12 protein-coding genes are annotated in these 16726 nt (G+C 39.6%); 4 read left to right on the top strand and 8 right to left on the bottom strand.

All coding sequences use genetic code 11. The features are described 5' to 3' along the window. Positions 1–173: 173 nt before the first annotated feature. The 5 genes from EWV66_RS01360 to EWV66_RS01380 form a co-directional block, all read right to left on the bottom strand. On the bottom strand, positions 174–2198 hold the full coding sequence (locus tag EWV66_RS01360) for a potassium channel family protein (protein WP_287108607.1): 2025 nt from the start codon (positions 2196–2198) through the stop codon (positions 174–176). A gap of 283 nt (positions 2199–2481) precedes the next feature. Beyond that, positions 2482–2907, bottom strand: coding sequence for a hypothetical protein (locus tag EWV66_RS01365; protein ID WP_052275502.1), 426 nt, complete (start codon positions 2905–2907; stop codon positions 2482–2484). Continuing rightward, positions 2907–4178 (bottom strand): AAA family ATPase, encoded by a 1272-nt coding sequence (locus tag EWV66_RS01370; protein ID WP_185236761.1) that lies wholly within the window; start codon positions 4176–4178, stop codon positions 2907–2909. The genes EWV66_RS01365 and EWV66_RS01370 overlap by 1 nt, the downstream gene beginning before the upstream one ends. A gap of 225 nt (positions 4179–4403) precedes the next feature. Continuing rightward, positions 4404–5243 carry an SWIM zinc finger family protein gene (locus tag EWV66_RS01375; protein WP_052275500.1) on the bottom strand — a complete coding sequence of 280 codons (840 nt, stop codon included), beginning with the start codon at positions 5241–5243 and terminating at the stop codon, positions 4404–4406. 13 nt (positions 5244–5256) lie between these two features. Next, positions 5257–8379, bottom strand: a complete 3123-nt coding sequence (locus EWV66_RS01380; RefSeq protein ID WP_052275499.1) for a DEAD/DEAH box helicase — start codon at positions 8377–8379, stop codon at positions 5257–5259. 392 nt (positions 8380–8771) lie between these two features. Between EWV66_RS01380 and EWV66_RS01385 the strand changes: the two genes are divergently transcribed. The 3 genes from EWV66_RS01385 (at position 8772) to EWV66_RS01395 (ending at position 13087) form a co-directional block, all read left to right on the top strand. After that, the gene (locus EWV66_RS01385; RefSeq protein WP_072924422.1) at positions 8772–10214 is read left to right on the top strand and encodes a sensor histidine kinase; all 1443 of its coding nucleotides are present in this window, start codon (positions 8772–8774) and stop codon (positions 10212–10214) included. Between the two features lie 89 nt (positions 10215–10303). After that, complete coding sequence (locus tag EWV66_RS01390) at positions 10304–11401, top strand: saccharopine dehydrogenase family protein (RefSeq protein ID WP_052275497.1); 1098 nt, start codon at positions 10304–10306, stop codon at positions 11399–11401. A 3-nt stretch (positions 11402–11404) separates the two neighbouring features. After that, positions 11405–13087 carry a mechanosensitive ion channel family protein gene (locus EWV66_RS01395; RefSeq protein ID WP_185236760.1) on the top strand — a complete coding sequence of 561 codons (1683 nt, stop codon included), beginning with the start codon at positions 11405–11407 and terminating at the stop codon, positions 13085–13087. Here EWV66_RS01395 and EWV66_RS01400 read toward each other — a convergent pair. Next, a complete protein-coding gene (locus EWV66_RS01400) occupies positions 13014–13517 on the bottom strand; it encodes a hydrogenase maturation protease (RefSeq protein WP_052275495.1) in 504 nt (167 codons plus the stop codon). The genes EWV66_RS01395 and EWV66_RS01400 overlap by 74 nt on opposite strands. 138 nt (positions 13518–13655) lie before the next feature. Further along, complete coding sequence (locus EWV66_RS01405) at positions 13656–14297, bottom strand: Uma2 family endonuclease (RefSeq protein ID WP_052275494.1); 642 nt, start codon at positions 14295–14297, stop codon at positions 13656–13658. A 155-nt stretch (positions 14298–14452) separates the two neighbouring features. On the opposite strand from EWV66_RS01405, the gene EWV66_RS01410 reads away from it, so the two are divergent. Further along, positions 14453–15136: a Uma2 family endonuclease gene (locus tag EWV66_RS01410; protein ID WP_193958667.1), complete on the top strand. Its 684-nt coding sequence runs from the start codon at positions 14453–14455 to the stop codon at positions 15134–15136. 94 nt (positions 15137–15230) lie between these two features. Here EWV66_RS01410 and EWV66_RS01415 read toward each other — a convergent pair whose 3' ends face one another. Next, positions 15231–16643 carry an LCP family protein gene (locus EWV66_RS01415; protein WP_002770582.1) on the bottom strand — a complete coding sequence of 471 codons (1413 nt, stop codon included), beginning with the start codon at positions 16641–16643 and terminating at the stop codon, positions 15231–15233. Between the last annotated feature and the right edge of the window lie 83 nt (positions 16644–16726).

A 16726-nucleotide genomic window follows, 5' to 3' on the forward strand; every position in this document is an offset into this window, starting at 1 on the left:
AGCCTTCTAGTTTGATAAAAAAGGATAAGTAGGTAGGTGTTAAAAGTTGTCAGACACCCCCCTTATTAAGTAGGGCAGGGGGGATCCCCCCGCCTATCGGCACCCCCCTTAATAAGGGGGGGCAGAGGCAAAATCTATCTTCAATTTAATTATAACTACTTACTTAACTCCGATTAACTCGATTTCGGGTTAATGGGAATAGCCAGCGCTTGAACTTGAATTTTTTTTAACTCGGAAACTAATCGAATCGCCTGCTGTTCGTAGAGGGGGGCGCCCAGGGTTGCTGGCAAATTTTCCATGAGATCGCTGGCGGTTTTCAGGGGACAATTAGAAAAACGACTGATTACGGTGGGCGCTTCCGCGGCAATATTGCGATTAAAGGCTTTTTCCACCCGCACGCGCCAAGTTTTGGGAGTGCGACGACCCTGTTCCACCCGTCGCAGTCCGTTGATGGTGGCCAGCACCACAATGCGATCGCCGATGCGTAAGTTGAGATAATCTTCGGGCATTAATTTCGGGGCTTGCCGTTCTCGTTGGTGTAGGATCGGCACGACTCGATAACCGTAGGCAATATCCCCGAGCGAGCTACCATTGAGAGTATCTCCGGCTTCGATCTCGTATTCTGTCACCAGAATCGTTTTTTGCGCCCAACGGAACAGATAGATGATATTTTCTCCGAAAGCCGCTCCCGTAAAGGCTTCTGCCGCCACGGTGTTGGTTCCTAAAATGTGAGAGCGGGGCAGAATTTGACTTAATTGTTGACTAAGGTTGTCGTCGGTGGTGCGGATGACTAAGTAGCTTTGGGGGTTGAGTTTGCGGGTGGTTAGGGCCACTTCTAAATTGAGGATTTCGTCATCAGTAACAATCGCTATACTTTTAGCCCTATCTAAATTGACATTTTTTAAAGATTCTTCGATATTTCCCGTCATCAGGGGCATTTTTGGCAGGATAGTCGCATCAAAATCCCTATTTAAGCTCACCCCAACGATTGCCTGTTGCATTTCTAGTAATAAATTAGCCACTTCTTTGCCGACTCGACCTAAGCCCACAATAACGATATGATTTTGTTGGGGAACTGGGGGACGGTTGGGGATAAATTGAAATCTTGATGATAATAAAGTTTCTGTCAAAATGGCATAGAGAACCCCGATAAAAGCGGTTCCAGCTAAGGTTAAAAAGAGACTAAATAGCTGCATCCACCAGGGAACCGCATTTAAATCTTCGGGGTTAGAGGCACCGAAAACATCACCGTAACCACCTAATAAAAGAATCGCCGTTCCTGAAAGAGCGGAAATAAAGGAAGCTCTCGGGGCGTAGAGATGGAAAAGAAAAGTCCCGATCATTACTAGCAGGATAATGATAAATACTGACAGGAAAGCCACCCGGTGAATTTGCTGCTGAAAACTCAATTGCCAGAATTGTTGGGTTTCTTTGCCTAATTTTTGCCAAAAATGCCGCAACTTCTGGCGAGAATTTGACGGTTTCTGGCGGGTAGCATCGATATTTTGATAGGTAGTTTCGATGGTGGTAATGGTATCACCGGCCCGGATAGTGGTGGTGGGGGACCATTGATAAAATCCGGCCCTTAAAGGTTCATCGGGGGCTGTGTGTGCTAACAGACGACGGGTGGGGGTATTTAAATCACCTAAAAAGCGATCGAGTAAACCATCTTCGGGACTAATTTGTCTCTGGATAATCCGCAATTTCTGACCGTCGAGATGCAAAAAACCGAGGGTTTCTGTGCCTAATGTGGCTAAAGCAAAGGCATTGGCGGGTAGTTGGGTAGGTTCATAGGCGATAAAATTGCCTAAACGTTCCTTAAGTAGCTGATTGAGATTATCTTTAGAAGAACGCACCACTAAGCGGGTATGGGGATTTAATTGCCGAATAATTAGGGCAGTGGTGGCATTAATTCGCTCATCACTGGTGACAATTAAAGCAGCCCGACAGCGATCGATTCCCGCTCTTGCTAAAATGTTTTTTTGACGACAATCACCGATAATTATTTCCTCTAATAAATCGGGAAAATCATTAATTTCCCAACTGGGAGGCTGTATTAGTTCGATACCGACAACGCTAACCCCAAACTCTTTTAAAGATTTGACGCAGTGTTGTCCGAGACTACCCAATCCACAAACTAAAAAGCGATCGGCTAACTTGACATTCCCATGGACAAAGCTGAGAGATTCTTGGTTCATAGATTCTGCTTGTCTTAAAAAATAGAATGCTTTTTCAAACTTCTGATCCCCCTTTAATCCCACTTTAATCTACCCTTAATTTTTTTTTAACCAAGGGGGTATTAGACGATTTTAAACACCTACCTAATTATAACATACCAGCGTTTTTATTGCGTACCCGTTGATACATTTCTTCCATATTTAATTGGGAGGCAACGAAGTAATAAACTTCAGCAATATGTTTACAGGGATTTTGTCAATCGGGACAGGAATAATTAGTTCAGCTTTTTTCTGAGGGAAAAACCTAAATAGTGATTTCAGCTTTCATCGACCTGACTTTTAAACTAACTTCGGGATGAGATTGCTTTAATCTCGCCTGATAAACCTGAACATTGGTTCCAGCTTTTGGTACTCTAGAAGCCACAATATAGCATTCTTTTTTAGATTTTTTATGTCTTTCTTGTAAGTAAGAATGATTTAGAGTTGACAATAATTGATCATAAGCTTGTTCAATATTTTTACCCTTGAGTTCAATATAAAGAGCCAAGCTACAGGGATAATCAATTTCTAACAGCCAGTCGCATCTTTTTCCCTCGATGATTAAACAATTATCTATTTTTATCTTAGTAACTAATTTCTGACTATTATTGTTGACGATGAATTCTTTACCATTTTCTTTAACTTTGACTATTTTATTAGTATTGCATTCAGAACAGTGACTAATATCCATTATTGTTGAGCCTTTCTTTCTAAGATTTCTTCAAACTCTTGACTAAGTTCATCGGAGACAGCATCGAGGTTATTGATACCAATCAAGTTCACCTCTGTATCTAAGATACTTTGAGTTTGTCCGTTGCTAATTGTGTAGGCTGACACATCTTGAAATTGAATAGTATTTTTATAACCTAAAGATTTTTCCGCTTTGACAGGCTCAACGTTAGCCGCCATGATTTTATTATTCAAAGCTGTGAGAATGTAGGGACTATGGGTAGTGAGAAAGAAACGACAATTTTTATTAGCATAAAGTAAGGTAAATAGTTCTACCATATCTCTTTGAGCGGAGGGAAAAAGATGGGTTTCGGGTTCCTCAATAAAGAATTGATTAGATTCGTGAGTGGCAAAAAAGGGGAAAACTAAGAGAATTAATAACATTGGTAAGGCTTCTTGTTGTCCGCTTGAAGCATCAATTAGGTTGATCTTTCTCCCATCGGCATGATAAAGCCAATCTTGATCTTTCTCGCGCGCATAGCTGCCTGATAGAATCTTTTCGCTAATTAATTTAATTTGATCATAAAGTTTTTTATCATCTTTTTTATCTTGGAATAAACTTTCTGATTCATTAATTATTCTGTATAGGCGTTGAGCATTTTCATAATTAGAGCCAAAGTTGATAATCAGAGGATCAAGATCAAAATTATTAGCTAAAAAGGTAAAAATATTATTGGTAAAGTATTTAACAAACAGAGTGCGACTAGCTGGGACAAATAAAATCTTTGTAGAAAAAATTTTTTCATTGCCTTGAAAAAAATCAGCAATATTTTTGACCACACAATCATTCATATATGAATAAATATCTTGAGTGACTTTGTTATTGCTTTTGGCAATTTTACTCACTTGTCTAATTGTTGTATTGTAAAACTTTTTAAAATTATCTGAATAGGTAAATTGTAGTTTAAAATAGCCAGATTTGTCCTTATATCTTTCAATCAAAAAGTTCATGTCATCCAAACGATAAACTATTTTGAATACTTGCTCTTTCCATGCGTATTTAGGAAATAATTCCTCAAATCGCTTCTGTATGTGCCTTTTGAGTTCTTGCTGATCTTGAAGATTAGTGACTAATAATTTAACTTGATAAAACAAAAATGTTTCAAATAAAAAAACTAATTTAGCAATAATACTTTTACCAGTGGACTGTTCACCGATGATAACATTAATTTCTTTTATCTCTATTTCCGCATACTTAATAATCAGAAAATTTTCAATAATTAAGGATTCCATTGTATGTCTCTTATGTCCAGTCTCATAACAATACTAGCAGGTTAGGGGTAGATTTTCAATTACTGTCAGTTGTTAACCTGTTTATTCTAATCTACCCTCCTATGGATAGATACCTAAGTCAAAAAGTCAGCAATTTAGCTACAGCGTTTCTCATCAAGATAAAGTGTAACCTAATTTTGCATCGGGACTGACTCCTGACTCCCCAAAAGGAAAACTTATATTTTTTTAAAGTATCCCTGCATTTTTATTGCGTACCCGTTGATACATTTCTTCCATTACCTCGATAAAGGAAGTATCCTTATCCCAAAATGCAGGATAATCACCAGCTTTTTTAATGACAATTGCGGGAATAGTTGCGGATTTAACTAACTGAGGATTTTCTGGTAAACGGTGATGGGAGTGCCAAAATTCTTTGAGATCAATTATTTCTGATGCTGGTATAGTTTCGGGTTTAGTGTGATAGGAAGTGACAGGGTTAAGAGGAATTTTTTCCTCTTGGATAGAGGAGGAAAGCAGCTTACCGAGGGGAGTTTTTGCTAACTCTTGCAGTAATTTTTGACGAGAGATACCGCGTAATTCAAATAAGAGGAAAGGATCCTGATCTAATTGGGAAGCAACGAGGTAATAAACTCCAGCAATATGTTTACAGGGATTTTCCCAATCGGGACAGGAACAATTGGTGATAAAATCCTTTTGACTGTGGGGTAATAAGTGCAGATTCAGATCGCTAAATGCTTCATCAATATTATCGGGAACTTCTTTGAGCAGCAGTTTAGAGATCATACTCGCTCTTGAACCAAGATTATATAAAGCTTGTGACCACTCTGCTTTAGTAATTGGTTTAATCTCGATACTCACCTTATACAAAGGTTCTTTGTAAACTCCAAAGTAGGGATTAATGGAACCTCGCACCTGAGCAGTAATTAAATTACCGTCAATTTCGTAATTCTTGACTTTATCATTTTTAGCGTAGGAACGTCCTCGACTCAAGCGCGCTGAGTCGGTAAATTCCTCTAATGCTTCTATAAAGCGTTGTCCCCACCAAGTTTTACTAAATTTATTCATAGGTTTACCTCGATTAAATAATTGTCTGTTTATTCAATGCGATTAACTGACGAAAACTTTCGTTATCTAATTCCGTTAACCAGGATTCATCATTACTAACAATAGCATTAGCTACCTTTTTCTTTTCCTCGATCATTTCATCAATTCTTTCCTCTAAGGTTCCCAAAGTAACAAATTTATGCACGAAAACATTTTTTTGTTGACCAATTCTAAAAGCGCGATCGGTTGCTTGATTTTCCACCGCAGGATTCCACCAACGATCAAAATGAAAAACATGATTTGCTTTGGTTAAAGTAATCCCCACTCCCCCAGCTTTTAGGGATAAAATAAATACGGAAGGTTCTGTTTCGGGATGTTGAAATTCTTCGATCATTTGTTCTCGTTTTGGTTGAGAAGTCCCCCCGTGAAGATAATAGGTATTGTAGCGAAAAGTTTGTTTGAGGTACTTTTGTAAGGAGTCACCGATTTCAGTAAATTGAGTGAAAATTAGCAAACTATCTCCCTCTAAAATTACTTCTTCTAGCATTTCTCCCAAACGCTCTAACTTATGCGATCGCTCAGGAGTAAAAGCGCTGTTATCCTGTAGAAATTGACGGGGATGATTACAAATTTGTTTCAAGCGCATCAGGGTAGATAAAATTAATCCCTTGCGTTTTATTCCCTCTGCTTCTTCTAATTGTTTTTCCACTTCTTTGATAACAACTTCGTAGAGAGAAGCTTGTTCTTTAGTTAAATTACAATACTGTTTGTTTTCCACTTTATCAGGCAAATCTTTAATTATCTGCTTATCGGTTTTTACCCGACGCAGAATAAAAGGTTCCACTAATTTTTTGAGAACCGTGGACTGGAGACGATCATTTTGTTTTTGGATTGGCACTTCAAAAGCTTTACGAAATTGAGTTTCTTTGCCTAAATAACCGGGGTTAAGGAAGTTAAAAATTGACCATAAATCAAGCAGTCTATTTTCCACAGGAGTTCCCGTTAATGCGAGACGATGTTGTGCAGATAAACTCAAGATTGCTTTAGTTTGTGCTGCTTTAGGATTTTTGATATTTTGTGCTTCATCAATTACCAAACGTTGCCAAGATTGCGAGTTAAATAATTTCAAATCCTTGCGAACTAAGGTAAAAGAAGTAATGACGATATCCTTTTGACTAGCTACTGTCTGAAATTCGTTCTCATCTTGATAGCGCTTACTACCATGGTGAATTAAAACCTGAAGATGGGGGGCAAATTTTTCAATTTCTTTTGCCCAATTTCCCACCACAGAAGTGGGTGCAACTAGCAGAGTTGGCAAAACATTATTATCTCCCTCTCTTTCCCCAATCAATCTAGCAATTACCTGTAGGGTTTTTCCCAGTCCCATATCGTCAGCAAGACAACCATTTAACCCCAATTGTTCTAGGTATTGAATCCAGGCAACCCCCCGCTTTTGGTACTCCCGCAGCGTTCCCTGTAATTGGGGAGGATTTTCGATCGGTTCTAGTTGACTAGGATTTTGTAATTTCTCTAGCATAGAACCTAAAAAATCATCGGTTTCAACAATAATTTCTTCTGGGTATTCGGCAGCTTTTTTCATTAATTCAATCAGATTCATCTCAGGATTTTCCTGCTGATATTTCTGCCAAAAATCCAGCATTTGCTGCATTTTATTTTGTTCTAATTCTACCCATTGACCTCGAAATTTAACTAGGGGTGTTTTGGTGTTAATTAATTGTTGCCATTCCTCTTGACTAATAGTTTCTTCACCGATGGCTAATTCATATTGATATTCAATGATGTTTTCGAGGCTAAAAATCCCTTTACTAACGGGGGTAGATTTGCCCGATTTAGAAGTAGTTTTTAGCCGAACTTTGGCGCGCTGACGACCTTGGGGAGTCCACCAAGCGGGAATAATCACTTTATATCCCGCATCTTCTAAAATCCAAGCAGTTTCTTTTAAGAAAGTAAAAGCTTCTGTAAGGTTTAGAGAAAATCCCGTCGGTTTATCCGTTTCTAATCCTTGCCAAATGGTGGGATAAATACGGGCAGCATAACCCAAACTTAGTAAAATATTTTTGTCTAAATCTTGACCAAAATGCGCTTGTATGCTTGTTCTAGTATCGGGGACTGCATACCAATATTCGTCTAATTCTAATCGCAGGGAGGGGTCTTGTTTAGAGATGAGGATAAAGGTAATTTGCCACTGTTCAATATTATCTTCTGGCGCTTCCGTTAGTTTAAAACCAAGGCTAAAACTAGATATATTTTGGTCTCCTAGTAATTGCTGTCTCCAAGTTTGCCACTGTTGATATTTTTCTAAGGCAGCGGCAGTTTGCAGAAATCCAGCAGCTTTAGTCACAGAGAGGCAGTCACCTATAATTGTCTCGCCAATTTTTTTATCAAAACTGGCAGGAATTGCCGTATTAGTGACAATTTCATTGAGGAGACATTCGGAGAAGTGCCGGAGTAGGGTTTTGGGATCGTATAATTGTGGTGAAGCATGGGGATTTTCAGCACCAGCAAGACAAATGCGGGGAAGATATTCGAGATAGTGATCGAGATTGGTTTCGTAGGTTGCTGATATAATTTCCCAAAGAGGGTAGATGGCAAAGTTAGCGGTTTTCTGGTTATTTGTAGCTAATTCTCGATATTTAAAGGCAGGAATATAGTTATCTTTGAGAATTATTTCTTTAAAAGCTTGACTGTAGTGATACCAAAAAAGTAAATCTGCACCTAACTGAATCTCTGAGGAGTTGTAAAGACAGATAAAGTGCAGATCATTGAGCAGTTTAAGTACAGGATTAAGGGGATAACAATCAATTTGCCAAGATTGCCATTGGCTATTTTCTGGGGGTTCTTTTTCTAGATAACGCAGTAATTCTAAGGAAGGTAAAGGTTGATTATCCTGGCTAGGTAAAAGAAAGTAGCGGGGGACAAATTGCCGACTAAGAGGATTATAATTCGATTGAACTATTCCTAACTCTCCGGTAAGGAAGCTAGTTAATTCTTCTTTGCTTAACTGAAAAGGATGATAATTATCGGCAGTGGTGCGACTCTTTTTCGGGGTGCTAGTTTCTCCCCAAAGATAAAAGCTACCCTTCTGAATAAATTCGTCCGTTGATTGAGGAATCCAAGTACCGTGAAGAATTTTCATGGTTTTTAATGAGTACAAAAGAACTTAAATGAGGGCAACATTTAGCCTCTAGAAAAATTGTAGCGATTATGGGAGGATTCTCCACACTTTCCTATTCTTATCCCTTTGGGAGCCCAAAAGTTCTCTGGATCAGAGAAAAATATGATCAGCAAACTGAAAACTCACATCTGATAACTGATACAGCCTTTCTGATCATCCTCGATGAAGTGTAACCTAATTTGCTATCGACTACCGACTCCCCAAAAGTAAAACTTTGTACCTCACCATTAAGATAACTGTTATCAAAACGCGGATATCACTGCCAATAGAGTTCGGTTTTACCGTTATGGGATGAGCATTGACGGGGGTACTATTCTAGTTAAGGAATTTGTATCTAGTCAGTGATGAAGACGATGTTAAAGGGGTCTTTACCGAAATTAAGCGATATTTTCCCGCCGACTGACCATCAGGACCGGGAAACTTTCACCCCCAATGCTTTTTATCCTAATTTATCAGAATGGCTCAAGCGATCGCATCTAAAAGCGGAAAGTGAATGGTTCGCAGCGATCGCCGCTTTAGAAAATATCTTATTACAAAACCAAAATAATGCTGCCGCCGGTCGGGGTTTAATTCTCTCCGGTCCGACGGCTTTAGTCAGAGAAAGCAAGGCTTTAACGGGTTTTAAATTCGGTGTTTTCACCGTTAAAGCTTTAAAACATTTACCATGGCTGGGTTTGCAATTGCCTTCTCAGGAAAAATCCGCCGCCGATATTTCCCCGACAGAGATTCATGAATTGCCTCTCTTGCCAACGGATCCGATTGCTAATGAAAGATTTTGTCTGGTTTTTAGCGAAAGTTTCGCTCTTTTGCTGGTTTTAGGCGAAGATCAGTGGGGTTTATCCTCTTTTCAATTTTCCTTTGATCCCGTCCTCACTCAGCAAGCTTGGCAGCAGTTGCGGCAACGATTAGTTAATCTGCGTTATCCGCAAATCGAGACTTTAGAGGCAATTATCGAGGCTAATGGCAGTCCCTCGCCGGATTATCGTCTAGTTAGCCAATTTAGTCGCCAATTACTGCAAAATTTACCCGACCAGTCTAACTTAGACCTGAAAAAAACGAAATCGCCTATCAATGCCGAAATCACTCCGCCAAAGGAAGATAATTCTAATTTAGAATCGGGTTGTGATTTGGAATTATTGCGCGCTTTAACCCACGAAATTCGCACCCCTTTAACCACCATTCGCACCATTACCAGATTATTGTTAAAACGGGCAAAAGTAACGGAAGATGTGCAGAAATATTTAGAAACAATCGATTTAGAATGTAGTGAACAAATTCAGCGCATGGAATTAATTTTCCGAGCCGCAGAATTGGGTATTAATCCTCTGGGGGATAAACCGATTCAATTAATTCCAATTGCTCTAGAAAAAGTCTTTCAAGATAGTATTCCCCGGTGGCAAAAACAAGCTAAAAGGCGCAATGTCAATTTAGAAGTTAATGTACCGAAAAAATTGCCTTCGGTAATTAGTGATCCGAATTTATTGGATCAAATGTTAAATGGAGTCGTGGAAAAATGTACTCGCAGTATGGCTAGTGGTGGCCTGTTGCAAGTACATATATCAACGGCAGGAAATCAATTAAAAATGCAGTTTCAAACTCAAATAAAATCACCTAATCTTACCCTCAAAGCTTTGGGAAAAGTCCTAATGTTTCAACCAGAAACCGGTAGTTTAAGTCTGAATATGAAGGTAACTAAAAACCTTTTTCAAGCTTTGGGAGGTAAATTTATTGTGCGTGAAAAACCCGAAGAAGGTGAGATTTTAACCATTTTCTTGCCCCTCGGACGCATTAAATAAGTTGGGATTATTCTAAAATTTGCATCTTGGAAAATAGGGAAACTTGCCAAGAGGATGCTATACTAGGGCAAACATTATTAATAGTTGCCATGGAAAAAACTGTTTTAATTTTAGGTGGCACTGGTCGCATTGGTCAAAGTGTCGCCCTAGATATTATTAATCATACTGCAGCTAAAATTATTATCACAGGACGCAAGGAAAAAGCGATTAAATTACTGCCAAGAATGCAGTTTTTGGCTTTAGATTTAGAAGAAATAGACAAGCTTAGACAGGCAATTAAAAAGAGTGATTTAGTTATTCATTGTGCTGGTCCCTTTCATTATCGCGATGGCAGGGTAGTAAAAATTTGCATCGAAGAAAAAGTCAATTATATTGATGTTAGTGATCATCGTTCTTTTTATCAAAAGTTAATCCCCTATCGAGAATTAGCGATAAAAGCGGGAATAACTGCCGTGGTTAATACGGGAATTTTCCCCGGTATTTCTAATAGTATAGTGCGAGAGGGAGTCGAACAGTTAGATAGGGTAGAAACGATCCGTTTAAATTATGCCGTAGCCGGTTCAGGAGGTGCGGGATTAACTGTGATGCGGACAACTTTTCTCGGTTTAAAAAAGCCTTTTTTAGCTTGGATTGAGGGAAAATGGCAAGAGATTGAACCCTATACTGCTAGAGAAGTAATTGACTTTCCCGCTCCTTTGGGTAAAACTGGTGTTTATTGGTTTGATATGCCAGAAACCTATACTTTTGCTGAATCTTTTCCAGTGCAAAATGTGATCACAAAATTTGGTTCTATTCCCGATTTTTATAATCATTTAACTTGGATTACTGCCCATATTTTTCCCGATGCTTGGGTAGAAAGTTCTCGGGGAATCGAGTTTTTTTCCCAAGTTAGTTATCGCATGACAGAAGTAACCGATAAATTTTCGGGAATTGGGGTAGCAATGTTAGCAAAAGTCGCCGGATGGCAAGGGCAGCAAAAAGCAGTTTATCAAGCAACTATGGTTCACGAGAACACTGCTCAAGCAGCTGGCTGGGGAACTGGCAGCGTGGCAGAATTAATCTTAGGGGCAAAACTCCAAAAAGCCGGGATTTATCCCGTGGAACAGGTGTTATCCACAGAACTATTCCATGCTACGATGAAAAAAAGAGGTATTAAACTCGATCGCTCCTGTGCAATTGTGGCTTAGAAGATGAAAAAAATCTGGCGTTACCTAGGGCTGTTTTGTTTAGTTTTGTTACTGACTTTATCCCCCATCCTCATGATAGCAGCCCAGAATAATCCTGCTAAACAAGGACAGGAAACACCCCTGGAAACTTTGGGAGAAGTTTTTCCCGTCATGCTTGATAATCAAGAACTTTTTACGATTCGGCAGGGAATAGGTTCTTTTTCAGCGCAAGAAAGAGCGAAATCGATTACAGCTAGAATTGAAAAAATTGCCGATGACGATGCTCTTTCTCCTGAAGATTTAACCATAAAAATCGATCCTGAAGACAAAAACCCTTCGATTATTTTGGGAGATACGGTTATTGCTACTATTACTTCTAAAGATGCCAAATTACACGCGGTAAGTCAAGAAGTATTGGCCGAACGAGCTTTAGCAAAGATTAAAGCGGCCATTGTCCGTTATCGTCAAGAACGTCAACCAGATAACCTCTTAAAAGATGCAGTTTTGACGGTAAGTGCTACCCTGTCCACGGTCTTAATTTTCTGGGTGATGATTTTTATATCTTCGCGGGGTTTTCCCCAGATTCAGAGATTAATCACCTCCCTAGTTCCTGGGGTCGGATTCCAAAATTTTGAGATTATTAGTTCTAGGACAATAGGAATTTTTTCCCTAAGAATTTTGCAATTTATCCGCACTCTAATTATTTTAACTATTCTCTATTTTTATTTAACTTTTGTCCTTCGTCTTTTTCCCTGGACTAGAAAATTTGGTGATGGTTTTCTGCAATACTTTTTTCGTGCTTTGGAAGTTTTTTCCCAAGAGATAGCAAAATATTTACCCAATATTTTTATTATACTGCTAATTGTTTTTATAACTCACTATCTGTTGAGAGCGATTAAACCATTTTTCACCGCCTTGGCAAGAGAAAATTTAGTAATCCATGGTTTCTATCCCGATTGGGCAAACCCAACCTATAATTTACTGTCACTGCTGATAATTGCCTTAGCTATAGTCATCGCTTTTCCCTATCTACCCGGATTTAATTCTCCTGCTTTTCAGGGGGTGTCGGTATTTTTAGGGGTGCTATTTTCCTTGGGTTCCACCTCTGCTATCGCTAACGTGGTAGGAGGAATTATCCTCATCTATACCCGCTCTTTTCAACTAGGAGATAAAATTTCTATTGGTGATGTTATTGGAGATGTGATTGAAAAAGGATTATTAGTCACCCGTATTCGCACACCGGCTAATAGAATTATCACGATTCCTAATTCATCGCTGTTAAACACCAATGTGATTAACTTTAGTGTCTCTCAAAGGGAATTCAAACAGCCTTTAATTTTGCAAACCACAGTCACTCTCGGTTATGATTTACCTTGGCGTAAGGTTCACGCAACTCTGAAAGAAGCAGCCTTAGCCACCCAATTTATTGTCTCAGAACCTGCTCCTTTTGTCTTGCAAACCAGTCTCGATGATTTTTATGTCAGCTATCAGCTAAATGCCTACACCGATCATCCTAACAAAATGGTGTATATTTATTCTGAATTACACCAAAATATTCAGGATAAATGTAACGAAGTCGGTATCGAAATTATGTCTCCTCACTACAAGGCTCTCCGGGATGGCAATCACAGCACTATTCCTGAAAATTATCTGCCGGAAGATTATCAAAGTCCTGCTTTTGGTATTCAGTCAAATCCTCAGAAGTAATAATTTTCCTAATAGCTTTAATCGCATTTGTCAAGCCCTTTTGAGTTATTGTTGATAATTCTTCACCAAATTCACAGTTAATAGCAGGAATAAATATTCCCCAGGCCCTGGGAGTTTGTTGATAAATTGCTTGAGTTAATGCTAATAAAGAAGCGGGACTTTCTGCATGACCGAAATTATTCCATTCGGTAACTGCCGCTAATTTTTCTATCCGGATATCGGTTTGACTAGATAATACTGCATCAACAAAAATAACTAGGGAAGCATCAGCTATATCGGCTGCTAACTCAGGAGTCAATTGATGGGTAGCGATAACTTGCACATGAGGCCAATTCTCCCCGGCAATAATTTCGGCTATTCTCACTCCCACTCCGTCATCATTTCTTAAAGTATTACCGTAGCCGATGAGCAGTATTTTAAAATTATTCATGGTTATAGCAGTTATCTTAATGATGAGGTACAAAGTGGAATTAAATATAAGATGAACGTAGGTTGGGTTGAAGCATGAAACCCAACGTCCGCTCATGTTACGCTACCGCTAACCCATCCTACAAATAATTGTGCCTCCCTACTTATAAAAATCTTCGAGATGTTGTTTTAGTTGACGAATTGCCATACTACTATTGCGATTGTCGGCAATTTCTCCACAGAAAGAAACTAGATTTTGTAGGTTAAAGTTAGGAAAATATTGACTTTGATGGCGAGGGATATACTCTTGATTATCTAGCCAATAAATATAGAGATTTTTCTGACGATACAACCAAATTTCAGGCACTTGATAAGGCAGATAATCATCCACATTCGAGTAACTGGTGACATCAATTTCTAATACTAAATCGGGAGGAGGATCATTTACCCAGTCAATTCTGGCTTTCCCTGCTATAGCCGGCCAATGGTCAATATAAAAACTATAATCTGGTTCAATACCACTTGTTTCTGGTAATGCCATGGTTACGGGAGTAAAAGCCTCGTACTCACGCCCCAGATAATCCAATAAGGTGATGATAATATTAGCAATTAAATGGGCATCACGTCCATGCTTAGGAAGTGGAGACATAAGCAAGACTTCTCCATTGTGATATTTGATTTTAGGCTGAGAATTGTCGCCCCTTTGCCGAGACAAAGTTTGATAATCTAGCCAAGTGGCAGGTAATCTCACTAAGGATCCCGCCGGTAGCTCGATTTTATCTAGTGAAACTAAGGCAAACATGGCGCAAGGTTCCAGGTAAATGATGAGAAACGCTGTAAAATAAGTATAGGATATCTTCGATGTTCTCGATACCCAGCTGAACCCAATCGATAAATTAACTGAGTTTGGTAAGAAAACTTAAGCCTTGATAGTAGTTTCTTGATGAGCCAAAAATTATGCTATCGACTAACACAGTTTCCCCCCATATTATTCCCCCTCTCGAAAATGGCGATAGATTAACTCGTCCTGAATTCGAGCGCCGTTATCAAGCAATGACACAGCTAAAAAAAGCTGAATTAATCGCAGGAGTTGTTTATATGGCAGCCGCAGTGAGAGCCAAAAACCACGGTAAACCCCACGCTAATATTATCGGTTGGTTAACTGCCTACGAAGTGGCGACACCGGGAGTAGAAACACTGGATAATACTACTGTGCGACTGGATGGGGATAATCAACCACAACCAGATGCTTTATTAAGAATAGAAACCAGTGGACAATCAAGCATTAGTGAAGATGATTATGTAGAAGGCGCGCCGGAATTAATCGTAGAAATTGCCGCTTCTACTGCTTCCTACGATTTACACGAAAAACTCAAAGTTTATCGTCACCATGGAGTACAAGAGTATATTATCTGGCGAGTTTATGATGCTCAATTGGATTGGTTTCGCTTAACTGACGGGGAATATTTGCCCCTAGAATCAAATCAAAATAACATCTTTTGCTCCCAAGTCTTCCCTGGATTATGGCTAGATAAAAATGCTTTATTATCGGGTAATTTAGCCGAAGTTTTGGCAATGTTACAGCAAGGAATAGCTAGTCAAGAACACCAAGATTTTTGTCAAACTTTGGCTAATAAATAACCCAGATAAACTTGATTTTTCTCTGAGAACGTAGGTTGGGTTGAAGCATGAAACCCAACGCTAATAAATAACCCAGATAAACTTGATTTTTTTCTTAGTTGCCTAGGGATGGCTCAGAAAGATTAGCCGATTTTTCTTGCCAATCTTGACCGATTTTAATCGTCACATCAGAAGCGAGATTCCCCGTACTTTCCACCAAAACTTCCCCGACACCAAGGCTATTATGTAGGGCAGCAGCCAGGGAATTATCCCCTTTTTGAGCAATAATTTTGGTAGTTTCTAGAATTGGCGATGAAGACTTAGAGACAAAAACATTTTCATAACCCAATGAGCGCAGATATCTGACTAGAGTTTGCACCGCTTCTGGATTATCGGTGCTATCTTCCACAGCTATGCGAGTCGGTTGCGTGGTTTCTTCGATGTCAGCCATAAAAGAGCCGTGGTTAAAATGTTGAGCCACTAGCTCTTGAATTTTACTTTGATTGGGTAGCCAATAACTGATCCCCTGCCGACCATCACCATTAAAGTCTCCGGGTAGCAGTAGCATTTGCACATCAGCGCGCTGAGTTTTGGAGGCAAAACCGGCTAGAGCGAGTAACTCCTCTAAACTGAGATTAGTATCGATATGAGTGCGGATAACCTTAATAATATCGGGAATTTTCAATAAAGTTGCTGGTTTTAGGGTTTGTTCCACTAAAGACCGCATTAATTGCTGTTGTCGTTGGATACGACCGATATCGCCGTTAGCATCGTAACGAAAACGGGCAAACTGGAGGAATTTCTCGCCGTTAAGGTGTTGTTCCCCTTTTTTCAGGTCAATGTAGAGGTGTTGACTAAAATCTTTGTACTTCATGTCTTTGGGAACATATACCGTCACCCCCCCCAAAGCATCAATTAATTTTTCCACACCCTGCACATTAATGCGAATATAGCGATCGATAGCCACTCCGTCCAAAAGATGACTAACCGTTTCCGCCGTTAAAGCAGGTCCACCAAGGGCGTTAGCTTCATTGATTTTTTTCTCCCCATAACCCTCGATATCGGTGCGGGTATCCCGGGGGATGGAAAGCATGGTTAACTTCTGTCTTTGGGGGTCAAAACGCAGTAACAGCATGGTATCGGTTAAACCATCTAAGGAATTAACCGGGGCATGATAACCCAAATCTGGGGTTTGTGCCTCCTTGACATCGGATGTCAACACTTTAGCCCCAACTACCAGAATATTAACGGGACGGTTGAGGGCGGGAAGTTGCAGATTTTGATAGGATATGGCCTGCTGATTGTTAAAAGCGGCGGCTTCTTGGGGACTGAGAGCAGCTTGTCGCAAAGGTGTGGAGGAGAGAGACACAGCCAACATAGCGCCGGCCGTAGCGGAAACTAGGGCGCAGCCGGTTAAGCCTAGGGCTGTCAGGAACCATTTACCGGACAATCGCCGCTTTTTAACAGGTTTAGCCGCTAATTTGCTTGATTTTCCGCTTTTAAGCCTTGATTTTGTCTTATTAACCACAAATTGCCTCACACGGTCACTAAATATCTCCCTAAAACCATATTTTAAAGAGATGAACTATTTTTTTTCTCAGATACCCGGAA

Source organism: Microcystis sp. M_OC_Ca_00000000_C217Col, assembly GCF_007095585.1.
Classification (GTDB): domain Bacteria; phylum Cyanobacteriota; class Cyanobacteriia; order Cyanobacteriales; family Microcystaceae; genus Microcystis; species Microcystis panniformis.

Coding starts and splice junctions, on each gene's coding strand:
- EWV66_RS01390 (WP_052275497.1), top strand. CDS start 10,304: ATGGAAAAAACTGTTTTAATTTTAGGTGGCACTGGTCGCATTGGTCAA.
- EWV66_RS01375 (WP_052275500.1), bottom strand. CDS start 5,243: ATGAATAAATTTAGTAAAACTTGGTGGGGACAACGCTTTATAGAAGCA.
- EWV66_RS01365 (WP_052275502.1), bottom strand. CDS start 2,907: ATGGATATTAGTCACTGTTCTGAATGCAATACTAATAAAATAGTCAAA.
- EWV66_RS01385 (WP_072924422.1), top strand. CDS start 8,772: ATGTTAAAGGGGTCTTTACCGAAATTAAGCGATATTTTCCCGCCGACT.
- EWV66_RS01400 (WP_052275495.1), bottom strand. CDS start 13,517: ATGAATAATTTTAAAATACTGCTCATCGGCTACGGTAATACTTTAAGA.
- EWV66_RS01410 (WP_193958667.1), top strand. CDS start 14,453: ATGCTATCGACTAACACAGTTTCCCCCCATATTATTCCCCCTCTCGAA.
- EWV66_RS01370 (WP_185236761.1), bottom strand. CDS start 4,178: ATGGAATCCTTAATTATTGAAAATTTTCTGATTATTAAGTATGCGGAA.
- EWV66_RS01395 (WP_185236760.1), top strand. CDS start 11,405: ATGAAAAAAATCTGGCGTTACCTAGGGCTGTTTTGTTTAGTTTTGTTA.
- EWV66_RS01380 (WP_052275499.1), bottom strand. CDS start 8,379: ATGAAAATTCTTCACGGTACTTGGATTCCTCAATCAACGGACGAATTT.
- EWV66_RS01360 (WP_287108607.1), bottom strand. CDS start 2,198: ATGAACCAAGAATCTCTCAGCTTTGTCCATGGGAATGTCAAGTTAGCC.
- EWV66_RS01405 (WP_052275494.1), bottom strand. CDS start 14,297: ATGTTTGCCTTAGTTTCACTAGATAAAATCGAGCTACCGGCGGGATCC.